Below are 23,424 nucleotides of genomic sequence, written 5' to 3' on the forward strand. Positions count from 1 at the left end.
GTAAATAAATTTCTTTATTTAATGGAGGTCTGCCGTGAGCCCCGCTGAGAACGCAGTCGCAATCGATCATCACAAGGGCGTGGGGCGAGGCGATCCCAGGCAGTGGAACCTTCTTCGCGGTGATGTGCCTTTTCCAGCTGCGGTGCTCAGGGAATCGCGGATCGCCCACAATCTCGAATGGATGCGTACGTTCATGCAGGCGTATGGGATGGCGCTGGCGCCGCATGGGAAGACCACGATGGCACCGGCATTGTTCCGTCGGCAGGTTGAAGCCGGAGCCTGGGGTGTCACCGTGGCGACCACGCAGCAGGCAGAGGTTGCGGCGAACGCCGGGGTCGACCGGATCCTGATCGCGAACCAGGTCGTCGGTGCGGGCAACATCGCGATGCTGGCAGATTTGCTGAAGCGACCGGAATTGCGGGTGATGTGCCTTGTCGATTCCCCGCAGGGAGTGGCCATGCTGGGCGCCGCATGTCGTTCGCGCGGGCTTGTGCTTGAGGTGCTGCTTGAACTTGCGCCCGAACCTGATCAGCCCGGCTTCCGTACCGGCGTGCGAGAAGAGGCGGGATTGCAGGCGGTCCTTGCGGCGCTGGATGATTGGCCGGATGCGCTGCGCCTTGCAGGCGTAGAGTTCTACGAAGGCGTACTGCCCGACGAGGCACAAATCCGCCGCTTCATAAGCCGCGCCGTGGCAACGACCGACCGTCTGATCGCCTGCGGGGCGATAACGGGAGATAAAGCCATCCTCTCTGGCGCGGGTTCTGCGTGGTATGATGTGGTAGCCGAGGAGACTGCCGACCTTGCGCGGCGTGGCGTGGCCGAAGTGGTCCTGCGGCCGGGCTGCTACATCAGTCATGATGACGGCCTTTACCGCGAGGCGCAGGCGCGCATTCTTGCACGTAACCCTGTAGCGCCGACGCTGGGGACGGCTTTGCTACCGGCCTTGCAGGTCTGGGCGGTCGTCCAGTCCATTCCCGATGCGGGCCGTGCGGTCGTTGCGATGGGCAAGCGTGATGTCGCTTTCGACGCCGGGATGCCGCGCCCCGCGACGCAGTTGCGCCCTGGCCGTGATACCACGATACAGCCGGCGCCTTCGAACTGGGAAGTGACCGGGATGATGGATCAGCATGCCTATCTGACTTTTGCGCCCGGCGATGACATCGCCGTTGGCGACGTCATCGCGTTCGACATATCGCATCCATGCCTGACTTTCGATAAGTGGCGTCGCCTGCTTATCGTGGACGACGCCCTCAACTGCATCGAGGTTGTGGAGACGTTTTTCTAGGGGTTGGGGGTTTATGGGGAAGTGTGGGCAGCGCGCGCCTCACTTTCCGGGCGGGGAGGGCGGGCGGTCTTCCTTGGCCGTGCCGAAGCGCGAAGGCGAAGCGCCCATCGTGAATTCCAGATCACCGCCTTGTGCCAGATCGCGGTGCGAGATCCAGTTGTGCTTCCACGGCTTGCCGTTCCATCGCACGGACTGGACGTAGGGGCGGTCAGGTGCATTGCCGACCGCGTGCACGCGCAGCGTGCGGCCTTCGCCCAGTTTTACCTCGGCCGTATCGAACAGCGGAGAGCCCAGCACGTAAACTCCGGTGGTAGGGTCCGCGGGGTAGAAGCCCAGCGATGAGAAGATGAACCAGGCGCTCATCTGGCCGCAGTCGTCGTTGCCGATGACGCCGTCGGGATCGTCCTTGTACATCTCGGTGCATAGACGGCGCACCATCGCCTGGGTTTTCCAGGGCGCGCCGACATAGGCGTAGAGGTAGGGGACGTGGTGCCCCGGCTCGTTGCCGTGCGCGTACTGGCCAACCAGTCCGGCGATATCCGGCGGCGCGTTGTCGGGCAGGGTCGAGGGCGCGTTGAAGAACGAATCCAGTTTTGCCTCGTAAGCCGCGTCGCCACCGAAGTGGTCGATCAGGCCATAGAGATCGTGCTGGACGAGGAAGGTCGCCTGCCACCCGTTGGCCTCGGTATAATCACGCCAGCGCGGCTGGGGCATGTGGCCCAGTTGCACCGGATCGTAGGGCGCCCACCAGCTTCCATCGGCGAAGCGCGGGCGTGCGAAGCCGATTTGCGGGTCGATGACGTTGCGCCAGTTGCCGCTGCGGCGCCGTAACTCGGCAGCGTCCGCGCCGGCGCCGGCAAGGTCGGCGATCACGGCGGCGGCGTGGTCGTCATACGCATATTCCTGAGTGCGGCTGACGGATTCCTTGACCTTGTCCGCCGGGATGTAGCCCTGCTCCATGTAGGGGGCGCGCCCCTGCGTGGCGAGCGTGTCCGGGTACTGCACGTCGAATGCGCGCTTGCGGATGTTGGGCCAGGCAGCCGCGTAATCCGCGACAATGCCCTTGGCGTGGGCTTCGGCCAGGACGACGACCGAATGCCACCCGTTCATGCATCCGGTTTCACGCCCCTGAAGCGGCCACGTGGGCGGTCCGAAAGGGCTGTCCTGCGTCTGGCGGATCAGGTCGTGCACGAAGCGCTGCGCCATGTCCGGGCGGATCAGCGTCATCAGGGGATGCAGCGCGCGATAGGTGTCCCATAGCGAATAGGCGCTGTAGGCTCGCTCGCCCGCGGGCAGGGTGCGCACCTGCTGATCCAGTCCGACGTAGCGCCCGTCGCGATCGCTGAACAGCGTGGGGCCCATCATCGTGTGATAAAGCGCGCTTGCAAGAATGGTGCGCTGTGCCGGCGTACCGCCGGTTACCCGCACCGCATCGAGGTGGCCGGCCCAGATGCGCCGCGCGGCGGTGACGGTGCGGTCGAAAGCCCAACCCGGCGCTTCGTCCAGCGCGGCGCGTGCACCCGCCACGTCAACTGCGGAGATGCCGGTCTTGATCTCGATCGGGGCTGCGCCGGCGTCATCGAAGAAGAGCGCAGCCTTCAGCCGGTGGCCGCTGACGCCACTGGCGCCGGCGGTTGCGGGGACATCGTCATCACCGAAGAATTCGATGCGGTCTGGCTTACGCGAAAGCTGCATCGCGAAATGGATACGGCGCCCCTCGGCCCAGCGGAACACCTGCCGACTGCCGGTAAGCACGCCATCAGGGCCAAGCACCAGCGAAGCATCCTCTATGCGGATCGGCTCGTCGGCGGTTTCCTGCTTGCAGTGTGCGAAGTCGATCAGCAGATGGCCGGGCCCCTTGGCGAAGGTGTATCGGTGCAGGCCGGTGCGCTCGGTGGCTGTCAGTTCGGCCAGAACGCCGGATTCAAGGCGGACGCGATAGTATCCCGGCTCTGCATGTTCATCGCTGTACGTCTGGCGATAACCAGAGGCCGGGTCCTGCGGTGTGCCGGAAACCAGTTTCAGGTCCTTGCGGGTAGGCACGACCAGCACGTCAAGCATGTCGCCGATGCCGGTGCCGGACAAGTGCGTATGGGAGAAGCCCATGATCGATCGATCGGACTGGTGATAGCCGGAACATGCGTCCCAGCCCGCGTTGTTGGTGTCGGGGGAAAGCTGCACCATGCCGAACGGCAGCGTCGCGCCGGGGAACGTGTGACCGTGACCTCCGGTGCCGATGAACAGGTCCGGCGCGCTCGCCTGGGGCGCGGTCGATGCGCGCGCGGCGGCGGGGAACGCGCCCATGGCGGAACCCAGGGCGGCAAGGGTCGAGCCGGCCAGCAGCCTGCGACGGGTGGTTCGGGTCATGGAATGTCTCCCTGATTATGCGCGCGATGCAATTGTGTCCGAAAGGATCGGCTGCGTGCTTAGTAGCGTTCGGCCAGAAGCGCCGGGCGGCGGCGTTCGAGGTCGAGGATCAATTCCCCGAACAATCCATTGGCCCAGGCGAACCATGATCGCGAGAAATGCGAAGGGTCGTCCTTGTCGAAGGATTCGTGCATGAAGCCCGTGCCGGCGTGCGTGGTCTTGAGCCAGCGCAGGCACTGACGGATTTCGTCGTCGTCCTCGGTGGTCATGGCGCGTGTGATGATTGACATCGGCCAGATCATCCCCAGCCCCTTGTGCGGGCCGCCGATACCTTCTGCTGCCGTGCCTTTGAAGAAATAGGGGTTGCGCCCGGACCAGGCGAGCGCGCGGGTGCGCTGGTAGGTCGGATCGCTCATTGCGCAGACGCCCAGCAGCGGCAGCGCCGAAAGGCTGGGTACGTTGGCATCGTCCATGAAGAGAGTGTTGCCGAACCCGTCAGTCTCGAACGCCCAGACCTTGTTGCCGGCACCGTCGTCCATCACGCCATAGATTTGCAGCGCCGCCTCGACTTCGGCGGCAAGGGCGAGGCAATCCGTTGCCGCCGCCGCGTCGCCGCGAGCCTCGTTCAGCACGGTCGCCAGCATACGCAGGGCCGCAACGGCGAAAAGGTTGGACGGGATGAGGAACGGCAGCGTGCAGGCATCGTCCGAAGGGCGGAACATCGAATGGATCAGTCCGACCTTGCGCGTCGGCGCCCCCACTCCCTTGAGCATCAGCGTCTCAGTGGAGCGGCGGGTATCGCGCTCGAATGTGTAGGGGCCGTCGCCATCCTTGCGCTGCTGTTCGCGCAGGGTGCGTACTACGGTGCGCATCGCATCGGCCCATTCGTCATCGAACGGAGCTTTGTCATGTGTCGCCTGCCAGTATGCATCGGCCAGGCGCAGCGGGTAGCACAGCGAATCCAGCTCCCATTTGCGCTCCGCGACACCGGGTTTCATCTCGGTCGCGTCATGGACCGCGCCAAGGTTAGACCCTGCCTGCGGGTCGTGCATGAAGGCATTGGCGTAAGGGTCGATCAGGATGCAGCGCGCCTGCCGTCGGATCGCACCGCGAAACAGGCGGCGCAGGGCCTCGTCCTTGTCTGCAAGGTGGACGTAGCTTTGCAACTGGGCGGAACTGTCACGCAGCCACATCGCCTCGATATCGCCGGTGATGACGAACGTATCGGGTTTGCCGTCGAGCGTGGCGACGTGGACCGTGGTGTCGAGCGTGTTGGGATAGCAGTTTGCAAAAAGCCATGCGATTTCAGGATCGGCGATGCGCGCGGTTACGCGGGCGATTTCCTTTTCCACCGCCATGCTGGTGAAGTTGCGCCGGGCGATATCGGGACGGCGGCTCTGGAAAGAGTTCGAGGCTGCCATCGCCCGAGGCGCAGAGGCCAATGCGAGCCCGCCTGTAGCTGTCAGCGCGGCGCGGCGTGTCAGCCGTATCTCATTCACAGTTCCCGCCACCCTGGTCCCTTCCATTGATTTTCGCCCCTGCTGCCCGTCGCTTCCGGCAAAAGGCTACGCGACGCAATCGACGCTAACAATACAATAAATAAAATTATTTTTTATTGTGGAGATGCACCGTCCCTGCTTGGCGTGCGCCGGGCTTGCGGATAGCATCGCCAGTTCGGCTCCGCTAAGGATTACCCGTGTCGGGAAAACCTGTTAACTGGCGCCGGAAAGGCGCATCAATGACCGTAGACGTAATTCCCGAAAGGCGCGGCAACCGGCTGTCGGTCACTTTGTCCGGCACCAATCTTGCGCGTGCGGGGGATTACAATCAGCGCGTTGTGCTGCAGGCAATCCGCACCATCGGTGAAGCGACGCGGGTTGAGTTGTGCCGTACCACGGGTCTTACAGCGCCGACCATTGCCAATATCACGCGCCGCTTGATCGATGCAGGGCTGATCAAGGAAACGGGCCGTCTTCAGGGCGCGCGGGGACAGCCGGCGATCCAGCTGAAGATCGAGCCGCTGGGATGCGTGGCGATCGGCCTCAACATCGATCGCGACCACGTGACGATGGTGGCGATCGACCTTGCCGGACAGGTTCGCGCACGGGCTATGCGGGAAACGGAATACGCATCGCCCGAAGACGTAGTCGAGTTCGTGGCGGGGGCGCTCGATACCTTGCTTGCCGACGCGGGAGTAGGGCGCGAAAGGGTGCTGGGCGTCGGCGTGGCCTTGCCGGACGATCTGGGGGCGATTGCACTGCCCGGCCGGTCCCAGCCTTTCGCGCGCTGGGCGGAATTGTCGATCGCCGACCTGCTGGCGCCGGTGCTGCCCTGGCCGGTGCTGGTTGACAACGACGCCGCCGCCGCCGCCGTGGGAGAGGCGCAATCAGGCACGGGTCTGACGCTGCCCAGCTTCTTCTACATTTTCATCAGTTCCGGCCTGGGAGGCGGCCTGATGATTGACCGGCACTATGTCGAAGGTGCGAACCGCCGCAGCGCCGAGCTTGGCCTGCTTCCCGACACCACCAACCCGATTCCCGGAGCCGTGGTGCAGGATGTCGTCTCGCTTTCAGCACTGATGCACTATCTGGCGACCGCCGGAATACCTGTCGCTCGCCTTGCCGATCTGGACCCCGAAGATCCTGCATTGCAGCCGGTGCTTGACCGGTGGCTGGAAGATGCGACGCGTGCGCTGACGCCGCCGCTGCTGAACATCAACTACCTGATCGATCCACATGCGATCATCCTTGGCGGTCGGCTTCCCGACTTTCTGGCGGATGTGCTGATTCAGCGCCTGAATGAGCGGCTGGCCTCCATGAGCCTTCCCGCGACCGCGCCGATCATGCGCGCTGCAATGGCTGAGGATGCGGCTGCGATTGGCGCCGCAATCCTGCCGTTCCTTGACCAATTGCTTCCTTCGGACGCGACGCTGATGCAGGCCGGCCGGGGGTAGCCTGACGTTTCCCGTTGCGGTCACCAGGCAGCGATTTGAGATAGCGGGCAATGGTGCCCAGGTCATCGGTTGGGCGCGACAAATTCCGTCCTTTACGTGACTTGTTGAGGGCTGCTCATCGCTGCATGAATTCGGGCGAAGGGTGACGATCGGGCCTTGCGAACGTTAGATCGCGACAGACGCACATTCGTTTTTTCGTCCGTTGCAAGGATCACGTCATGAAGCTTTTCCGCGCTGCTTCGCAGCCGTCCCAGAAGGGGCCCGCCGAATACTTCACCGGCAGCGTGCGCATCGATATGCTCAACGCGCCGCCGGAACCCGCCCGTCACGCCTGCGCCGCAGTAACCTTCGAGCCCGGCGCGCGAACCAATTGGCATACGCATCCGCTTGGCCAGACGCTGATCGTTACCGCCGGCTGCGGATGGACTCAGTGCGAAGGTGAAGAAATCGTCGAGATTCGGGCGGGTGACGTGATCTGGTGCCCGCCGGGGCATCGCCACTGGCATGGTGCCACCTCTACCACTGCGATGACTCATATTGCGGTACAGGAAGCGCTTGATGGCAGTCCGGTCACGTGGATGGAGCCGGTTACTGACGCACAGTATCTTCGCATTGACGCCTGAGCCTTGGAAGACAACGCTTCGGGGGCCTGATTTTAGAGGAATGGCAATGAAGTTGCTTCTGCCGGGCATCGCGCTTTCCATCGCTCCTATGGCGGTGGGTGCGCAGGTCGTGGAATCCGGGAAAGTCGAGGCTCAGCCTGCGCCCGCAGCCTTTTTCACCGGCAAGGTCTCCCTGAAAAGACTGACCAGCGCTGTAGCGCCCGGTCAGGCGGGGACGGCGCTCGTGATGTTCGAGAAAGGGGCTCGCAGTCATTGGCATGTGCATCCCGCAGGCCAGACACTTTATGTGACTGAGGGTTGCGGGTGGACGCAGGAGGAGGGAGGACGTGTTCACCGGATCTGCGCGGGTGACGTGGTTTATGTGGCGCCGGGTGTTAGGCACTGGCACGGCGCCTCGTCCGACAGCGCCATGACTCATCTGGCAATCAGCGAAGTCCTGAATGGCGGGAACGTCGATTGGGCCGAGGCCGTTGATGATGATCAGTACCGGGGGCCGTCATTCTAGAGCATTCTCCAATCAGGTGACGTCATCTGACAACTCGGAGAGCAGGAAGAGTTTTTATATCGAAATGGCTTGTCGTGCCTGACCGACACGGATGCGGCGCTGAATCAGGTTGTCGGAGCCTTGGCTGCAACGATCGAAAACCATGCGATCAGGGATAGCAGTGCACCTGCGGCCGTGAAGCTCAGATCACCGATCAGACGCCATGCCAGCACCCCGGCAACGCCTCCGGTGCAAAAGGACAGCACCGTGCCGGCATGGAGGCGCAATTTGGTGATGATCGCTGCTCGAACGGCAAGAGGCACTTTGTCCGGGCCGCGGTCGAGCAGCCGCGCAAGGCCGATGCCGATATCGGTGGCCATGCCCGAAATGTGGGTGGTTCGTACACGCGCATCCGAAATATGGGTGACTATCGCGTTCTGCAGACCCATCAGGAAACTCAGCGCAAGGACGAGCAGCGGCACGCCTGATGCCCGGTCGGCCGTAGCGCGTACAAGCCAAAGCCCAAGCCCAAGCATGGCAAGGCAGGCCGCTTCGGCCAGGATGATGCGTGCATAGATCGTGACTACGCCGCGCCTCAGCCCGGCGGCAATCGCCAGCGTCGATACAGCAGCGCCCACGATGAAGGCGACGACGATGGCCAGGTAGCCAAGCCCGTACCACCACTGCCCCGTAGCTATCAGGCTGGACAGGGCAGAGACGTTTCCGGTCATGTTCGCTGCGAAGAAGCCAACCTCGTGGAAGGCCGCAGCATTGAGGCCGCCGGCGACCGCAGCAAGGGCAAAGGCAAGCTTGCGATCAAGGCGGCTGTCTCGCGCGTCTCCCTGCCGGATCAGCACCGTGCCGTCACATTCTGTGCGACGGCACGGCATGGTTCAGCGCTGGCAATCATCAGCGCTTGCGGACGAATTCCGCCCTGAGGACGAGGCCCTTGATCCCGTCGAATTTGCAGTCGATCTCCTGACTGTCACCGGTCAGGCGGATCGATTTGATCAACGTGCCGCGCTTTAACGTCTGGCCCGCCCCCTTTACGTCAAGATCTTTGATCAGTGTCACCTGATCGCCGTCCGCAAGCACATTGCCAACGGCATCACGCACCTCGGGCTGAGCGGCGGCACGCTGGCGTTCGGCCAGTTCCGAGGCGGGCATCCATTCGCCGCTGTCTTCATCGTAGACGTAATCGTCGTTGGCGTCTGTCATATCTTCTTGTCCGTTTCCGGCCCCCGAGCGGAGGGGGCAATACTGCGCAGGCGCACGCCGCGCCCGATGCCCTGACTGGGCGCGTTGTCACCGATCAGCTCGATACCTGCAGCTTCGAGGGCGGAGATGACTTTGACGAGCGTTTCCACGACGCCGCGCACCTGCCCTCCGGAGGCTTCCATCCGCTGGATCGTGGGCAGGGAAACGCCGGAAAGGTCTGCCAGATCTTTCTGGTCAAGTTCGAGCATCGCCCGGGCAGCGCGCATCTGCTGTGAGGTGATCATCAATCAATAGTGATGTATAAAACATCAGTAATCAAGATTTATATATAACTCTTCCATCTTTTTCGGACCGTCCGGTGAAAGCTTCGCAGGCGATCACCGGGCTCAGTCGACGATCAGCGGCAGTTGCAGCAGGAACGTTGCGCCGTGCCCGGTTTCGCTTCGGCATTCGATGCGCCCGTGATGACGAACCATCACCGTATGCGCGAAATTGAGGCCAAGCCCTGCACCGCTTTCTCTCGGACCCAGACCGACCGGCCCTCGCCGGAATCGTTCGAAGATCGTCTGCCGCAGCGCGGGTGCGATACCCGGTCCCTGATCCTGGATGGCATAGACCGCACACAGCACGCCGTCGCCGCGCACCTGCGACGAAAGCGAGCAGGTGATCGTCGTTCCTTCTTCGCTGTACTTGATGGCGTTGCCGATCACGTTGACCAGTGCCCTTGTCATCAAGGACCGTTCTACCGTGGCCACAAGCCGTTCTTCCGCCTGCGTCACGATGTCGATCGATTTCGCACGGGACTGCGGCCACAGATCGTCGATCGCGTCCATCAGCATGTCGCCCAGGTCCGTCTCTTCAAGCGCGTATTCGAGGTTTTCGGCGCGGGCCAGTTGAACGAAGCCGTCCGCAAGTTGCAACGTGCGTTCGGCGTAATAGCGGATGGAGCGGGACTCCTGGGGCGCGATACGGTCGGCGGGCGCGGTTTCAAGCACGGCAAGGATCGACGCCTGCGGCGATCGCATGTCGTGAGTGAGCAGTTGCACCACGTCATCGCGCTGCTTTTGCGCAGCCTTGGCTTCGCTGATGTCCACGAAGCGCACGACCCACCCGACATGCGCGCCGTCCGTGGAAGTCTGCGGCGCCATTCCGAACAGGAAGTATCGGCCCTGATCAAACTGCACTTCGCAGGCCGAAGGCGGCGCCATGCCCGGACAAAAGCGCAGCATATCCCCGCTCCCGGTAACGCGGCAGCGGTTCAGGATCGGGCCCAGACCGGCAGTTTCCGCAAGGGCCTCAGGCTGATCGGCGAACAATCTTCGCGCCGCAAGGTTCGTCAGAAGGATGGTTCCGGCAAGGTCCGCCACGATCGTCGCGTCGGGTAGCTGGTCAAGCCGACCCGCGACGAAATGACGCATTTCGCGGTTACGGGCGATAGCGTTTCGCAACAGGGAAATCGTGTAGGCGACGCCTCCTTCGCGGCGGATGAAGGCGGTGCGGGGGACAAGCGCGGGTTCTTCCTCCAGCCGTTCAAGCTGCGCGCGCATGAAGCGTTCAGCCGCGGCCAGCTGCCGCCACCCCCACACCGGATATGCCAGCGCAAGGCCCGTCAGCGCTGCGGACGGTGGCAGCCATACGCGCAGCAGCATCAGGGCGCAGACCGATGCCCCAAGCACCAGCGCCGAACACAGCCCCAGGCAGGCGAGCGCCGGAAGCCTTCGGAAAGGGCCCAGCCCCATCATGAGCATGCAGAGAGGCAGGAGTGCGATAACAAGGCATGCCGTCAGGCCGGCCCGCGTCATCATTGCATTGCTGCGCAGACCCTGAAGAAGATAAGCCTGAATTTCGAGGCCCGTCATCACGCCGCCTGTGGGCGTGGCATAGCGACTGCCCAGCCCCGGAGCGGTCACACCGACAAGCACGATCTTGCCTTCGATCAGTGCGGCAGGCACTTGCCCGGCAAGGATCGCGGCCGCCGACACTTCCGGCCAGCGCCCCTCGCCACCGCCGAACGGTATCAGCCGTGCATCTGATGGCACATGGCCGGAATGCGGCAGGGATCGTGCCATTTCCGCCATGAGGTGCCCCGGCCGACCCGGTGCACCGTGCGAAGCGGCTGCACCGCGCACTACGCCATCCGGATCGGGTGCGATGGTGGCGACCCCGATCCCGGCGGCGGCATCCCGGAACCTGTCGATCGGCAGGATGGCGGACCCGGCCCCACCTTCGTTCAAGGCGCCCGACGGCAGGGCAGGCAGAAAGACCGGACTTGCGCCCGCGATCGCACGGGCAAGCCGTTCGTCATCTTCTTCCCCGGCAGGTTCGGTGAACAGTACGTCATAGCCGATCGCCTTGGCACCGGCAGCATTCAGCCGATCGATCAGCGCGGCATGAACGCTGCGGTTCCACGGCCAGCGGCCCAGCCGCCCGATGCTTTCGTCATCGATTTCGACGAGCAGGATCGCATCGGATCGCGGCGATGGGGCAAGTTGCAGCAGGTGATCGTAGATGGCATTGTCGAACCGCTCAGCCGTGCGGTCGACCGTCATAAGCGTGACAAGCAGGCTGGTGGCGAAAAGGATCAGCCACCATTGGGTGCGCAGCCTGAGATGCCGCCTTGGGCACATCAGCGGCTTTCGACCCGAAGTTCGCCATAGTCCGACCATTCGGCGCTTATCTTGCCTTCCACCACGCGGCTGGTCTGGACCCGCCAGCGATAGCGGCCGCGCGGAATGTCGATCACCGTCTGCGACGTGTTCGAGAGTTCCGGCATGTCGACGATCGGGCGTTCTTCCTTGCCCGCCTTGGCAAGCTGGAAGCGGAACCGGGCACTTGTGGCATCGCGGGTATCCCACCAGAACAGGTACTGGCGGTAAGGTCCGACCCAGCCCATGTCGATGCCCATGCGCATTCGTTGCAATTGGCGCTGGAACCGGTATCCCGCGGGCTCTCCTTCAAGTTCGTTGCTATCGATGGCGGTCGCCCGCACGAAGTACGCGCCGTCGGGCAGCGAGGCGAAGCGGACCTGCGAAGAGGTGCTTGTCGCTTCGTCCACCACTTCAAGGAACCGGTCGTCCCTTGCGATCTGCACGTGGTAGGCCACGGCGCCGGGCAGCGGCTTCAACGCGAAGAACAGCCCATCGGCGGTTTGCGGCGTGCCGGGCATCAGGAATTCCGGGGCGGGCAGCAGGGCCACGGGGCTTGCCAGTTCGCTTGTCGTGCCGAAACCTGCAGGCAGTGTCTGTGTGCTGTCCTGTCCGGTATCGAAGCCGACCTTGCCTTCCAGAACCTCGCTTGTCGCCAGCCCGGCCTGCGCATCATAGCCCATGCGAAAGTGCGTACCCCGCACCGAGGTGACGGCCCGCGGCGTGGAGAACCGAAAGTCGCTGAGGGGATCGGTCATCGGCGTGACGGTGGCGCTTGCGCGCCCATGCTCGATCGCGAAAAGACGCTCGACGTGGCTTTCGAACACAACCCTGCGCAGGCGCTGGACGCGTACCGCCGATTGCGAGGGCAGGGCGATGGTTGTCGCATCGGGCAGCGTAAGCGTAACGAACGACTTCTGCCCGGTTTCGATGAGCATGCCCTCGCCGACCGCCATCCCGACTGACGCAGGCTTGCCCCCGATGCGCACCGCGCCGCGCATGCTGTGGACGGTCCCCTTAACGGCTTCGTGGCGCAGCAATCGACGCGGAATGACAAGCACCATACCGACAGGCAGGCGCAACGGATCGGCCACGCGATTGAGCTTTTGCACGATGCGATAGTCGTCGGTGCGGACAAGGTAGTTGGCGGCAAACCTGAACAGGTTGTCGCCCGGGCGCACCACGTATCGTACATCGGGGCTGGCAGCCTCTGCGGCACTGGTGTGATCGGGGGCGCGATCAGCGGCGCGATCAGGGGCGGCAACAGCGCCGTTGCCCCCGATCGCGGCCAGCAGCAGCAGGGCGGCGGCTGCCGGCTTGCGAATTCTACGAGGCCAGGGCTTCAAGTCGGTATCCATACGAATAGATCGGAACCAGCTTGACGCCATTGTCGGGCCGCAGGTTCAGCTTGGTCCGGACGTTCGAGATATGCACGTCGAGCGTTCGTGTGGGCAGGTTCGGATTGCGGCCCCATACCGCCTCGAAAATGTAGGCCCGTGCCAGCGCGCGATGCATGTTCCGGAACAGCAGCAACGCCAGCGCGAATTCCTTTGCGGTAAGCGCGATGCCTTCACCCGACAGTTCGACCGTTTCCGCGCGGGTATCGAAACGGTAACGTCCGTACTGTTCGAACCCGGACAGGGCGGTCGGGTATGCCCGGCGTGCAAGGGCGTTGACCCTGGCCTTGAGCACTGCCGGGGCCACAGGCTTGATCACATAGTCGTCTGCCCCTGCGGTCAGGCCGGCAACGATGTCCTCCTCGGCAGATCGGCTCGTCAGCATCAGCGAAGGCGGCGCGACGTCGAGATTGGCCTTGATCCAGGATATCACTTCCAGACCGGTCAACCCCGGTACGTTCCAGTCCAGGATCAGAACGTCATACGTGGAACGGTGCAGCGCCCGCACGAGGAACTGGCCTTCGCCGAAAACCTCGCAGGTATGGCCTGCATCGACCAGTGCCATTTCCACGAGGCCCGCAAGAGCCACATCGTCCTCAAGTATTGCTATCCGCACGGCTGCCCTTTTGTACCCCCAGCACAGGGCTGTATTTTTTGCATAGCAGCGTCGTCGTCGATTGCGAGGCGGACCGGCGGGACTTTGCAATGTTTTACAGCAGGTGTCTCGAAGGTGGGCAGATCTGATTTTGCATTCATTTACATGACAGCGTCCATCGCCCGCGCCTATGCGACTGCGCAAGGCACCGGGAGGCAATCCCGGCAGAGCAAGGATATGGCACCACGGCCAGGCCGTGGCCGCTCAGCATTCCATTGCAGTGCCATGGAGGATCGTGAAGCACCTGTTCGGATCGACGTCGCTGGCTGTCTGCATGATTGATCGCAGTCTCGGGATCAGCAAGGCGAGCGAGGCAGCGGCCGCGCTCTTCGATCTGCCGACGCTGGCAGGATTGCAGGCGCGTGATCTGATCCCCGAAGCGGAAGCCGTCCTTCGCGAATATTTCGACCTTGCAGGGCGCGGTCTGCCCTTGCCGGATAGCCGCTTCATCGCGGACGGGCGCCATTACGCCGTCACGTTCCATGCCGTCACGGATCCGGATAGCGGCGCCGAAGCGCTGCTGGCCATCGCCATGGACGTAAGCCCCAATTCGCGGATAGAGCAGGCGCTGCGCACGTCCCGGCGGCGGCTGCTGCGGGCATCGCGCCGGGATCATCTCACCGGGCTGCTGAACCGCAAGGGCTTCGACATGGCCCTTCACCGCGAGCTTCGCCGGGCTCGCCGTGCGGCCAGTCCGCTGTCGCTGCTGGTCATCGATATCGACTGGTTCAAAAGCTACAACGACAGTCTGGGCCATCAGGAAGGCGACCGCTGCCTGCGGCTTGTCGCGGGTGCGCTGGAAACATGCCTGCGCCGGGCAAGCGACCATGCCTGCCGCTATGGCGGGGAGGAATTCGCCATCATCCTGCCGGACACGGTGGCAACCGGCGCGGCCTCGGTGGGGGCTGCCTGCCTGCACGCTCTGGAGGCGCTGGATATCCCCCATCCGACCAGTCCCTACGGCCGGCTCTCGGCAAGCATAGGGGCCGCGAGCTTCGATCCCGGAGCGGTTCCGGTCAGTGCCGAGGCCCTTTTCGCCACGGCCGATGCAGCCCTTTATCGCGCGAAGCAGGGCGGCAGGAACCGGTGTGAACCCGCTGCTGCGCCAACTCAGCCCTGACCGTCGGTTTCCGCAATCGGAAGCGGAAACTCCATGTCAGCCCGCAGTCCCGGCTCCGCATTCGACAGCCGAAGCCGCCCGCCATGCACTTCGGCCACAGCCTGCACCAGATGCAGCCCCAGGCCATAGCCCGGAGTCCCGCGCGACCGGTCCCCGCGTGTGAAGCGCTGCGTCAGTATTTCTCGCCTTTCCTCAGGCACGCCGGGGCCGTTGTCGGTGACCGACAGCAGCACTTTCCCGCCCTCCGTACCCAGCACCACCTTCATGCGGGAACCGGGAGGGGTATAACGCAGGGCGTTTTCCAGCAGGTTGACCAGCGCCTGCGACACCAGTTCCACATCGCCGGTGATCAAGACGGCCGGAGCCAGACGGCATGTCAGCGTCCTGTCGCTGTCCTCGGCGACGGCAACGTAGCTGTCGCAGACCCTTGCGACGGCGGCGCTAAGGTCGAACATCCGGAAATATTGCCGCAGCGCGCCTGCCTCTACCTCGGCGATGCGCAGCAGGGCGCTGAACAGGGAAAGGGTCGTGTCGATTTCAAGGATCGACCGCTCGACCTCATCGTGCAGCGGGCCTTCCACGGGGCCCAGCACCATCATCCGTTCCAGACGCTGGCGGACTTTGGCCAGCGGGGTGCGCAAGTCGTGCGCGATGTCGCTCGAAACTTGCCGCAGGTTCTCGATCAGCGCGCTGTTGCGATCCAGCATGGCGTTGAGAGTTCCGGCCAGTTGCCCGAATTCGTCATCTGGCCGAGCGATGGGCATGCGCAGGTTCATGTCGCCCGAAATGATGCCTTGCGCCGTGGAATTCATCTCGCGCAGGCGGGACCGGATGGCACGGGTCAGCAATACGCCGCCGATGATGCCGCCCAGCAAGGTCGCGCTGACGCCCGCCAGCAGGAGCAGTGCTGTAGTGCGGCGCAGTTCGCGTTCGGGGGCCATTTCCATCGCCACCGTCAGGCTGTTGCCATCCGGCAGGCGGACGGTAAGCGCATGCGCCACGTTGCGGCGGTCATCCTGATCGAGAAATTCAATCTGCGCCCAGCCGGCAGGAGGGCGATCCGTCTTCAGTTCTCCGCCCAGCCTGCGCCCGGAGGCGCTCGTCAGAAGATAGCCCAGCGCGTTGACCCCGCGATCGTCGCGGCGCTGCAGCGTCTGGCGCAGCCCGCCCACCCCCATGTGCCGATGGACGTCGACCAGATACGCGCTTTCGGCGAGGATACGGTCGTCCATCTGTTCGCGCAGAGCCCCTTCGCCGATGACATAGATGGCGGCGCCCAAAGCCAGTGTGGCAATCGTGTAGAAGACCACGAACCACCCGGCGATGCGTGTTATTGCGCCCAGCCGCCCCGGACGCAGATCAGGCATCGCTGCGCAGCTTGTAACCGACCCCGCGCACGGTCTGGATCGGATCGCGTTCAAAGTCCGCGTTCAGCTTTTGGCGCAGGCGGCTCATATGGGTTTCGACGATGTTGGTCTGCGGATCGAAATGGAAGTGCCAGACCTGTTCGAGCAGCATGGCACGTGATACCACCTGATCCTGCTGCCGGATAAGCTGTTCAAGCAGTTCGAACTCTCGTGGCTGAAGCACGATCCGCTGCCCTTCGCGCCACACCTCGCGGCGGACACGGTCGATCTTGATGGTTCCGCACACGGCCGTGTCGCTAAGCCCGCCGCGCCCGCGGCGACCGAGCGCATCGATGCGTGCGCACAATTCCGCCATCGCGAAAGGCTTGACGAGGTAGTCGTCCGCACCGCTGCCAAGCCCTTTGACGCGGTCCTCGATGGCGCCGAGGGAGGTCAGCATCAGGATCGGCTCCGACAGCCCAAGCCCGCGCATTTCCGCGACAAGGTCTGCGCCGTCGATATCTGGAAGCATGCGATCCACGATCAGGACATCGCAATTCTCGCTCTGGGCGCGGCGCAGGCCGGGGCGTCCTTCGGGCTCGATCAGGGAGACATGGCCTTGCGCGGCAAGGCCATCGGCGATGAGCCCCGCCATTTCCGCGTCGTCTTCTATGACAAGTATGCGCATTGCAGTTGCCCCGCTTGTGGTGCCGTAGCCGTCGTTAGCGCGGGTTGCCTGCCGACCCAACCCGTCGCGACCGGTTGCGCTGACGCCGTCTGGACCCGCCCAGCAGACGGGACGCGATGGCCATTGCTGCAATAGTGATCAGCACTATGCCTGCACCAAAGGCGAACAGGTGGAGTTCGGTGATGCCCGTGCCGATGACCATGATACCGGCCTGCGCAAGCCGCGTGGCAAGGATGCCGGGCAGGAACATCGCCGGCACCCACAAGGCCGCAGAAGCGATGTTCGCGATCTGGAAGGGGCGGCGGGGCATGTCCAGCACGCCTGCGACAAGCGGGACCGTGGCACGGATCGGGCCAAGGAACCGGCCAAGGAATACGGCCATGAACCCGTACTTGCGGAAGAACAGGCGGGTGCGGGCCACCATCGGGCGATAGGCCCTGAGCGGCCAGCGGTGGTAGACCGACGGGCCGATCCAGCGGCCAAGGCCGAAAGATATCCAGTCCCCCAGTACCGCGCCGCCGATGGCCCACAGCACGATCGGCAAAGGGGCCAGCACATCGCTTCCCACCAGCCCGCCGATCGCCAGCATCACGGCCGTTGCCGGAATGAACAGCCCCACGACGGCCAGTGATTCCCCGAAGGACAACAGGCCCACGATCGGTCCCGCCCAGACGCCGTGCACGGCCACGAATTGCGTGACCCGCGAGATGAACTCTTCCATTGCCTTGTTCCTATGTCCTGATCGTCAACAGCGCAGGCGCGTGTCGGTTGCAGAACATCGGGGGTGGACCATGGCGATCGGCGTAAGACACCCGCCGCTTATACAGCGGTGATCAGCGATCCGGTCAGCATACCGGCGCGACATTGGGAAGAATCAATGTTGCCGATGCGGAAGCGCGGGCCCTGCGCCCCTATCTCCCAAGCATCGTGAGCTTTCATGCGATCGGCGGGCTGGCTGTCCAGTTTCCGCACCGGGTCGAAGGCTCTCCGGGTTCTGACTGAGTGACGACATGCATCTGGATTTCGAAAAGACCGACTTCTCCACTTACGCGACGGATATCTGCATCATCGGCGGCGGCGTGGCAGCCATCACGATGGCGCGTCGTCTGCTTGCAGCGGGCAGGACGGTGACCATGCTCGAATCCGGCGGCATCGACTACGAGCCGGCGACAGCCGATCTCAACCAACGTCGGTGAGGATTATTACGAACTGCATCACGCGCGGCTGCGCTTTTTCGGGGGAACGACGGCGATCTGGGGCGGGCGGGTCGCCCAGCTTGACCCGATCGACCTTGAGCCACGCAAATGGGTGCCGCATTCCGGCTGGCCGATCACGATGCGCCAGTTGCAGCCCTATTATGACGAGGCTGCAGGCGTCTTCGGACTGCCGCCTGGCCGACCCTCTGCCCAGGCGCTGCGGGAAGCGGGCGTGCAGATGCCGGATTTTGACCCCGACGAGATCGCGCTGAAGCTCTGGTCGTTCGACCCCAGTTCCAGCCGCTTCACCATGAAGGCCTGTGCGGATCTGATCCGCCATCCCCGATGCACCGTATTCACGCATGCGACGGTGACCTCCATCGATACCGACCATACGGGGCGGAGCGTGGCCTCGGTGCGGGTTCGCAGTCTGGGCGGGCGCGATGCCCTTGTCCATGCGCGCACTTTCGTTCTTGCGGCAGGCGGGATCGAGAACCCGCGGTTGCTGCTGGCCTCACGCTCCGTTCATTCCGGCGGGATAGGGAACGGGTGCGATCTGGTGGGGCGTTTCTTCATGGAGCACCCTCATGCCCGTGGCGGCAAGGTGCTGTCGGCCAAAGCGTGGTCGCTGCTGCGGCTCTTCGGCAATCGCCATGCGGTTCAGGGGCAGACGGTGGCAGCGCTGGTATCGCCGGGGGAGAAAGCGCAGAGGCGCGAAGGAATGCTCAACAGCGCACTCACCATCGCGTCCCGTCAACCGGCCAGCGCCGCGCAGTTCATGGGTATGCGCGCCTACAACCGGATCAAGCATGATCTTGATCCATCGCGCGGTGCGCGCACCTTATGGCTCTATGCCAAGAAAGCGGCGATGATGGCGCAAAAGGTCATCGATCCGGCGCGGCCGTGGTTGCTGCAAAAGCTGGGGTACAGCGAAATGGCGCTGGTCATCCGGGCAGAGCAGGCTCCCAACCCGGCAAGCCGCGTGACGCTGGGCACAGAACGCGATGCGCTGGGCATGCCGCGCGCGCAGTTGGACTGGCGGCTGAATGACCTGGACATCCATTCGGTGGACCGCCTCGTCGATCTTCTGGGGCGGGAAATGAAGCGGCTGGATGGCGGCAGTGTCGTCCCGGCGGAGTGGCTGCTTGAGCCCGAGCGTCGCTGGCAGACCGATCCCATGATCAGCGCGCATCCGATCGGAGGCTACCACCACATGGGCACCACGCGCATGTCGGACAATCCGGCGACCGGCGTGGTCGATGCCGATGGGCGCGTGCATGGCGTGAGCAATCTTTACATCGGCGGAAGTTCGGTGTTCCCGACTTCGGGCTGGGCGAACCCGACCTTCACGATCGCGGCCCTGGCCCTGCGCACTGCCGACTGTATCCAGCGCAGCGCCGAAAGCGAATTCGTGATCCAGCGCCAGAACACGGCATCGCGCAAAGGCGGCGCGTGAAAACGCCGGGTCAGGTGCGCTCCCAGATCGCAGCGATGCCCTGACCGCCGCCGATGCACAAGGTCGTCAGGCCGTAGCGGCCGCCGGTGCGGCGCAGTTCGTGGAACAGCTTGGTGGCAATGATCGCGCCCGTTGCGCCTACCGGATGGCCCAGCGCTATGCCGCTGCCGTTCGGGTTGACCTTGTCCGGGTCCAGCCCAAGTTCGGTGGCCACCGCGCAGGCTTGCGCGGCAAAGGCTTCGTTGGCCTCCACCACGTCAAGATCTGCGACCTGCAATCCCGCCCGTGTCAGCGCGGCGCGTGTCGCCGGGACCGGGCCGATACCCATATGGGCCGGGTCCACTCCCGAATGGCCGTAAGCCACCAGCCGCGCCAGCGGGGTCAGCCCATGGTCGCGCACTGCCTGTTCACTGGCAAGGACCACCGCCGCCGCGCCATCGTTGATGCCCGATGCATTGCCCGCCGTGACGGTGCCGTCGGTCTTGCGGAAGGCGGGGCGCAGTTTCTCGAAGTCTGCGGGGGTAGCATCGCGGCGCACGTATTCGTCGGTATCGAACAGGCGCGTGCCGGAACGGGTGCGCACTTCGAACGGCGCGATCTGGTCCCGGAAGCGACCCTCGGCGATCGCCCGCGCGGCGCGTGTCTGGCTGACAAGCGCCAGCGCGTCCTGCTGTTCGCGGGTGATGCCGTAACGCGTCGCCACGTTTTCGGCAGTCACGCCCATCAGGATTTCGTGGAAGGGGTCGGTGAGCGCTCCGTTAAGGCCGTCGATCGCGGCGGCGTCGCCCATCTTGCGGCCCCAGCGCATGTCGGGAAGATAGAACGGCGCCCGGCTCATGACTTCGGTGCCGCCCGCGATCGCGACGGCGCAATCGCCCAGCATGACCGACTGCGCGGCAGAGATGATCGCCTGCAGGCCCGATCCGCACAGCCGGTTCACCGTCAAGGCGGGCGTTTCCACCGGCAATCCGGCGCCGATCCCGGCGATCCGGGCAACGAAGTGATCGCGCGGGTGGGTGGGGATGACGTGGCCGAATACCACGTGCCCAACCGCATCGGCGGCAAGGCCGGACCGGGCAAGGGCCGCGCGGGCCACATGCGCGCCCAGATCTCCGGGTGTCTGGTCCTTGAGGGAGCCGCCGAACGATCCGATGGCGGTGCGAGCGGCGGCAACGGCGTAGATGGTGGTCACGGGGCAGTCCTAATCAATGTGTGGCCTAATCAATGCGCGGCCTGATCAATGCGCGGGGTCGAGGTGATGGCGGTACTGATCGCGCAGCTCTGACTTCAAGACCTTGCCCGAACCGGTGTGCGGCAGTTCGTCGACCACGACGATGTCGTCCGGCAGCCACCAGCGCGCGACGTGTTCGCCAAGGTGGGCCAGCATCTCGTCTCGCGATACGTCCTCGCCGGGCTGGAGGACCAGCAGCAGCAGCGGGCGTTCCTGCCAGCGGGGATGCGGCACGCCGATGACCGCGGCTTCCTTGACTGCCGCGTGGGCGACGGCGGCGTTTTCCAGGTCGATCGAGGAAATCCATTCGCCGCCCGACTTGATGACGTCCTTCGAGCGGTCGGTGATCTGGACGAAGCCATCGGCATCGATGCGCGCGATGTCGCCGCTGTCGAACCAGCCGTTGGTATCGAGCGCAGATCCGGGAGCCTTGCCGAAGTATCCGCTGGCCACCCAATGCCCGCGTACCACCAGAGCGCCTACCGTGTCCGCGCCGGGGCCTGACACGTTGCCGTCGGCGTCGGCTATACCGACCTCGCAGCCGAACAGGCAGCGCCCCGCCTTGGCCCGCAGTTCCAGTTCATCGTCCCACGACTGGCCATGATGGCGCCCCATCGGGTGAGTGACGGCGACGACCGGGCTTGTTTCGGTCATCCCCCAGGCCTGCATGGTTTCCACGCCCAGCAGGTCGCGGAACCGTTGCACTAGCGCGCGAGGGGTGGCGGCGCCGCCCATGAACACGCGCTCCAGACGCAGGCCGGCGCGTTCTTCGGGGGTGCAGGTGCGTTCCACATGGTCAAGCACGCTGAACCAGACGGTGGGCACCCCGAGCGAGAAAGTGATGCCCTCATCACGCAGCAGGCCATGGAGAGAGGCGCCGTCGAGCTGTGCGCCGGGAAGTACCAGCCTGGCACCGCACATCGCCGCGCCGTAAGGCACGCCCCACGAATTGACGTGGAACATCGGCGGCAGCAGCAAGGCATTGTCACGTGCGGACAGCGCCATTGAATCCGCCGTCATCAGCGACATGGCGTGCAGCACGGTGGAGCGGTGGCTGTAGAGCACCCCCTTGGGCGCGCCCGTGGTGCCCGAGGTGTAGCACAGGCTGGCGGCGGCGCGTTCGTCGAGTTCGGGCCAGCAGGCCAGCGGGTCGGCCGCTGCCAGCAAGTCTTCATAGGCGATAAGGTCCGTGCGGGCGGAGCAGGGCATATCGCCTCGATCGCAGAGCACCACCACGGTGACCGGCGCGTCGTGGATCGCCAGCACGCCTTCGGCCAGCGCGAGGAGATCCGGGTCCACGAACAGCACGCGCGCGCCGCCATCGGCAAGAACGTAACGGATCTGATCTTCGAACAGCCGTGGGTTCAGGGTGTGCAGTACGCGTCCGCTGCCGGGGACGCCATAGTAGAGTTCCAGATGCGGTGTACGGTTCCAGGCCAGGCTGGCCACGCATTCGCCCCGCGCCACGCCCAGCGCGTCAAGAGCGCTGCCCAGTCGGCGCGCCCGCTCGGCGACTTGCGCCCATGTCGTGCGCTCCAGCGATCCATCGACGCGGCGGGAGACGACTTCGGTTGCGCCGTGGTTGCGCTCGGCATGATCGATCACGCTGCCGATCGTCAGCGGCAGGCACTGCATCAATCCCATCATCGCAGCCTTGCTCCTTTCCCGCGGGTTTTCGGCTCGGCTCCGCTGGGTGCCGGCTCTCATCACGGCAGGGGTAGACGGCGGCCATGGCGCAGTGGAACCTGATGGCGACGCTGCGCGCGAATATCACAGGAGGAATATGCCCTTGTGGTGCCGGGTTGGCCTAAATGGCTGTCATCCGGGAAATTCTCCTGCCGCTCCATCATCACATATGTGATATGACTCGGCCGACATTCCGTTCGGGCGCCGGATGGGATTAGAACGAAACCAACAAAGCCGCGCATGATGCGGCCGCATATGGAGAGGCGGATATGATCCGGCGGACTGTCAAATCGGCGTCGCGGACCCTTGAGGTTCTTGAGCTGTTTGCGGAAGAGCGCAGGCCCATGCGCCTGCATGAAGTCTACACGACGCTGGGCTACCCCCAGTCAAGCGCCACCAACCTGCTCAAGAGCATGGTCGTGATGGGCTACCTCAACTACAACCGCATGACGCGCACGTACCTGCCGACGATGCGGGTGGGTGCGCTGGGCAACTGGTTGCCGGGCTACGTCTATTCGGACGAGAGCTACCGCTGGCTGGTGGACGAACTGCAGCGCCGTACCGACGAGACGGTGGGCCTCAGCACCCAGAACGACCTGTTCGTGCAGTACATCATCCTGAAAGCTCCGGACCATGAGTTCAAGCTGCCGCCCCCCGTCGGCACCATGCGTCTACTGGTCGATTCCGCGGGCGGTCTGGCCCTGATGAGCGAGATGAAGGATCGTGAGATCGACAAGATCTGCCGCTACACCAACTACTATCAGCTGGCCGAGCGTCAGCGCTTCGACCTTGTCGACCTGATGCGCGAAATCCGCTGGGCGCGCCACACCGGCTACGCGTACATGGCCAACAAGCCGACGAAGGAAGTGTCCTCGATATCGATGACGCTGGGAGAGAAGATCCACGGCATTCCGCTTGCGGTCGGCGTGGGCGGTTTTGCCGATCGCATCTCGCGCGCTCAGTACGACATCATCGAAGCGATGAAGGAGTGCATCGCCGAATTCAAGGCGATCCGCGAGGAACAGCACTACGCGCAGGCTGCCGAGTAGTTTGCCATCACGCTGATGATTTTCG

Annotated in this window: 21 protein-coding genes; 8 read left to right on the plus strand and 13 right to left on the minus strand. The window is 64.2% G+C overall.

Annotated elements, in window-relative coordinates; translation table 11 throughout:
• Positions 1–34: 34 nt before the first annotated feature.
• The gene (locus A8V01_RS25350; protein ID WP_211295183.1) at positions 35–1,285 is read left to right on the plus strand and encodes an alanine racemase; all 1,251 of its coding nucleotides are present in this window, start codon (positions 35–37) and stop codon (positions 1,283–1,285) included.
• A 39-nt stretch (positions 1,286–1,324) separates the two neighbouring features.
• On the opposite strand, the gene A8V01_RS25355 is transcribed toward A8V01_RS25350, so the two are convergent.
• Together A8V01_RS25355 and A8V01_RS25360 are read right to left on the minus strand one after the other, a co-directional pair.
• Positions 1,325–3,652, minus strand: a complete 2,328-nt coding sequence (locus A8V01_RS25355; RefSeq protein WP_103099021.1) for a GH92 family glycosyl hydrolase — start codon at positions 3,650–3,652, stop codon at positions 1,325–1,327.
• A 59-nt stretch (positions 3,653–3,711) separates the two neighbouring features.
• Positions 3,712–5,178: a glycoside hydrolase family 125 protein gene (locus A8V01_RS25360; protein WP_103099022.1), complete on the minus strand. Its 1,467-nt coding sequence runs from the start codon at positions 5,176–5,178 to the stop codon at positions 3,712–3,714.
• A gap of 212 nt (positions 5,179–5,390) precedes the next feature.
• On the opposite strand from A8V01_RS25360, the gene A8V01_RS25365 reads away from it, so the two are divergent.
• From A8V01_RS25365 to A8V01_RS25375, 3 genes are all read left to right on the plus strand, one after another.
• Positions 5,391–6,605 (plus strand): ROK family transcriptional regulator, encoded by a 1,215-nt coding sequence (locus A8V01_RS25365; protein WP_103099023.1) that lies wholly within the window; start codon positions 5,391–5,393, stop codon positions 6,603–6,605.
• Positions 6,606–6,823: 218 nt separating this feature from the next.
• Positions 6,824–7,228, plus strand: a complete 405-nt coding sequence (locus A8V01_RS25370) for a (R)-mandelonitrile lyase (RefSeq protein WP_103099024.1) — start codon at positions 6,824–6,826, stop codon at positions 7,226–7,228.
• Between the two features lie 46 nt (positions 7,229–7,274).
• On the plus strand, positions 7,275–7,733 hold the full coding sequence (locus tag A8V01_RS25375) for a (R)-mandelonitrile lyase (protein ID WP_245892820.1): 459 nt from the start codon (positions 7,275–7,277) through the stop codon (positions 7,731–7,733).
• 104 nt (positions 7,734–7,837) lie between these two features.
• Here A8V01_RS25375 and A8V01_RS25380 read toward each other — a convergent pair whose 3' ends face one another.
• The 6 genes from A8V01_RS25380 to A8V01_RS25405 all read right to left on the minus strand — a co-directional run bounded on the left by A8V01_RS25380 (position 7,838) and on the right by A8V01_RS25405 (position 13,588).
• Positions 7,838–8,569, minus strand: a complete 732-nt coding sequence (locus tag A8V01_RS25380; protein ID WP_103099062.1) for a YoaK family protein — start codon at positions 8,567–8,569, stop codon at positions 7,838–7,840.
• 52 nt (positions 8,570–8,621) lie between these two features.
• Positions 8,622–8,930, minus strand: a complete 309-nt coding sequence (locus tag A8V01_RS25385; protein WP_103099025.1) for an alkylphosphonate utilization protein — start codon at positions 8,928–8,930, stop codon at positions 8,622–8,624.
• The gene (locus A8V01_RS25390; protein WP_103099026.1) at positions 8,927–9,214 is read right to left on the minus strand and encodes a helix-turn-helix domain-containing protein; all 288 of its coding nucleotides are present in this window, start codon (positions 9,212–9,214) and stop codon (positions 8,927–8,929) included. The genes A8V01_RS25385 and A8V01_RS25390 overlap by 4 nt, the downstream gene beginning before the upstream one ends.
• 102 nt (positions 9,215–9,316) lie before the next feature.
• Entirely contained in the window at positions 9,317–11,557 is a 2,241-nt protein-coding gene (locus tag A8V01_RS25395; protein ID WP_103099027.1) for a CHASE2 domain-containing protein, read from the minus strand.
• Positions 11,557–12,921, minus strand: a complete 1,365-nt coding sequence (locus A8V01_RS25400) for a FecR family protein (RefSeq protein WP_245892821.1) — start codon at positions 12,919–12,921, stop codon at positions 11,557–11,559. Before A8V01_RS25400 ends, A8V01_RS25395 begins: the two co-directional genes overlap by 1 nt.
• A complete protein-coding gene (locus A8V01_RS25405; protein WP_103099029.1) occupies positions 12,902–13,588 on the minus strand; it encodes a response regulator transcription factor in 687 nt (228 codons plus the stop codon). The genes A8V01_RS25400 and A8V01_RS25405 overlap by 20 nt, the downstream gene beginning before the upstream one ends.
• 274 nt (positions 13,589–13,862) lie before the next feature.
• On the opposite strand from A8V01_RS25405, the gene A8V01_RS25410 reads away from it, so the two are divergent.
• A complete protein-coding gene (locus A8V01_RS25410) occupies positions 13,863–14,747 on the plus strand; it encodes a sensor domain-containing diguanylate cyclase (RefSeq protein WP_170066069.1) in 885 nt (294 codons plus the stop codon).
• Here A8V01_RS25410 and A8V01_RS25415 read toward each other — a convergent pair.
• From A8V01_RS25415 to A8V01_RS25425, 3 genes are read right to left on the minus strand one after another with little or no spacing between them, the layout of a single operon-like run.
• Positions 14,738–16,114 (minus strand): HAMP domain-containing sensor histidine kinase, encoded by a 1,377-nt coding sequence (locus tag A8V01_RS25415; protein ID WP_103099031.1) that lies wholly within the window; start codon positions 16,112–16,114, stop codon positions 14,738–14,740. The genes A8V01_RS25410 and A8V01_RS25415 overlap by 10 nt on opposite strands.
• Positions 16,107–16,781, minus strand: coding sequence for a response regulator transcription factor (locus A8V01_RS25420; RefSeq protein ID WP_103099032.1), 675 nt, complete (start codon positions 16,779–16,781; stop codon positions 16,107–16,109). The genes A8V01_RS25415 and A8V01_RS25420 overlap by 8 nt, the downstream gene beginning before the upstream one ends.
• 34 nt (positions 16,782–16,815) lie before the next feature.
• Positions 16,816–17,502: a DedA family protein gene (locus tag A8V01_RS25425; RefSeq protein ID WP_103099033.1), complete on the minus strand. Its 687-nt coding sequence runs from the start codon at positions 17,500–17,502 to the stop codon at positions 16,816–16,818.
• 289 nt (positions 17,503–17,791) lie between these two features.
• Here A8V01_RS25425 and A8V01_RS29470 point away from each other — a divergent pair, with 289 nt between their 5' ends.
• Both A8V01_RS29470 and A8V01_RS25430 read left to right on the plus strand, forming a co-directional pair.
• The gene (locus tag A8V01_RS29470) at positions 17,792–17,977 is read left to right on the plus strand and encodes a hypothetical protein (protein ID WP_245892822.1); all 186 of its coding nucleotides are present in this window, start codon (positions 17,792–17,794) and stop codon (positions 17,975–17,977) included.
• Positions 17,978–18,089: 112 nt separating this feature from the next.
• A complete protein-coding gene (locus tag A8V01_RS25430; RefSeq protein WP_245892823.1) occupies positions 18,090–19,433 on the plus strand; it encodes a GMC oxidoreductase in 1,344 nt (447 codons plus the stop codon).
• Between the two features lie 10 nt (positions 19,434–19,443).
• On the opposite strand, the gene bktB is transcribed toward A8V01_RS25430, so the two are convergent.
• Together bktB and A8V01_RS25440 are read right to left on the minus strand one after the other, a co-directional pair.
• Entirely contained in the window at positions 19,444–20,625 is a 1,182-nt protein-coding gene (bktB, locus tag A8V01_RS25435; RefSeq protein ID WP_103099034.1) for a beta-ketothiolase BktB, read from the minus strand.
• A 45-nt stretch (positions 20,626–20,670) separates the two neighbouring features.
• Entirely contained in the window at positions 20,671–22,311 is a 1,641-nt protein-coding gene (locus A8V01_RS25440; protein ID WP_103099063.1) for a long-chain fatty acid--CoA ligase, read from the minus strand.
• A gap of 308 nt (positions 22,312–22,619) precedes the next feature.
• Between A8V01_RS25440 and A8V01_RS25445 the strand changes: the two genes are divergently transcribed.
• The gene (locus A8V01_RS25445; protein WP_103099035.1) at positions 22,620–23,399 is read left to right on the plus strand and encodes an IclR family transcriptional regulator; all 780 of its coding nucleotides are present in this window, start codon (positions 22,620–22,622) and stop codon (positions 23,397–23,399) included.
• The last annotated feature ends 25 nt before the right edge of the window (positions 23,400–23,424 follow it).

Origin of the sequence: Novosphingobium guangzhouense (assembly GCF_002896965.1) — a bacterium.
Taxonomy (GTDB): domain Bacteria; phylum Pseudomonadota; class Alphaproteobacteria; order Sphingomonadales; family Sphingomonadaceae; genus Novosphingobium; species Novosphingobium guangzhouense.

Excerpts from the sequence above, each read along its gene's own strand:
- A8V01_RS25415 (WP_103099031.1), bottom strand. The coding sequence starts at position 16,114 with ATGCCTGATCTGCGTCCGGGGCGGCTGGGCGCAATAACACGCATCGCC.
- A8V01_RS25385 (WP_103099025.1), bottom strand. The coding sequence starts at position 8,930 with ATGACAGACGCCAACGACGATTACGTCTACGATGAAGACAGCGGCGAA.
- A8V01_RS25425 (WP_103099033.1), bottom strand. The coding sequence starts at position 17,502 with ATGGAAGAGTTCATCTCGCGGGTCACGCAATTCGTGGCCGTGCACGGC.
- A8V01_RS25420 (WP_103099032.1), bottom strand. The coding sequence starts at position 16,781 with ATGCGCATACTTGTCATAGAAGACGACGCGGAAATGGCGGGGCTCATC.
- A8V01_RS25355 (WP_103099021.1), bottom strand. The coding sequence starts at position 3,652 with ATGACCCGAACCACCCGTCGCAGGCTGCTGGCCGGCTCGACCCTTGCC.
- A8V01_RS25395 (WP_103099027.1), bottom strand. The coding sequence starts at position 11,557 with ATGTGCCCAAGGCGGCATCTCAGGCTGCGCACCCAATGGTGGCTGATC.
- A8V01_RS29470 (WP_245892822.1), top strand. The coding sequence starts at position 17,792 with ATGCATCTGGATTTCGAAAAGACCGACTTCTCCACTTACGCGACGGAT.
- A8V01_RS25440 (WP_103099063.1), bottom strand. The coding sequence starts at position 22,311 with ATGATGGGATTGATGCAGTGCCTGCCGCTGACGATCGGCAGCGTGATC.
- A8V01_RS25390 (WP_103099026.1), bottom strand. The coding sequence starts at position 9,214 with ATGATCACCTCACAGCAGATGCGCGCTGCCCGGGCGATGCTCGAACTT.
- A8V01_RS25360 (WP_103099022.1), bottom strand. The coding sequence starts at position 5,178 with ATGGAAGGGACCAGGGTGGCGGGAACTGTGAATGAGATACGGCTGACA.
- A8V01_RS25370 (WP_103099024.1), top strand. The coding sequence starts at position 6,824 with ATGAAGCTTTTCCGCGCTGCTTCGCAGCCGTCCCAGAAGGGGCCCGCC.
- A8V01_RS25375 (WP_245892820.1), top strand. The coding sequence starts at position 7,275 with ATGAAGTTGCTTCTGCCGGGCATCGCGCTTTCCATCGCTCCTATGGCG.
- A8V01_RS25365 (WP_103099023.1), top strand. The coding sequence starts at position 5,391 with ATGACCGTAGACGTAATTCCCGAAAGGCGCGGCAACCGGCTGTCGGTC.
- A8V01_RS25445 (WP_103099035.1), top strand. The coding sequence starts at position 22,620 with ATGATCCGGCGGACTGTCAAATCGGCGTCGCGGACCCTTGAGGTTCTT.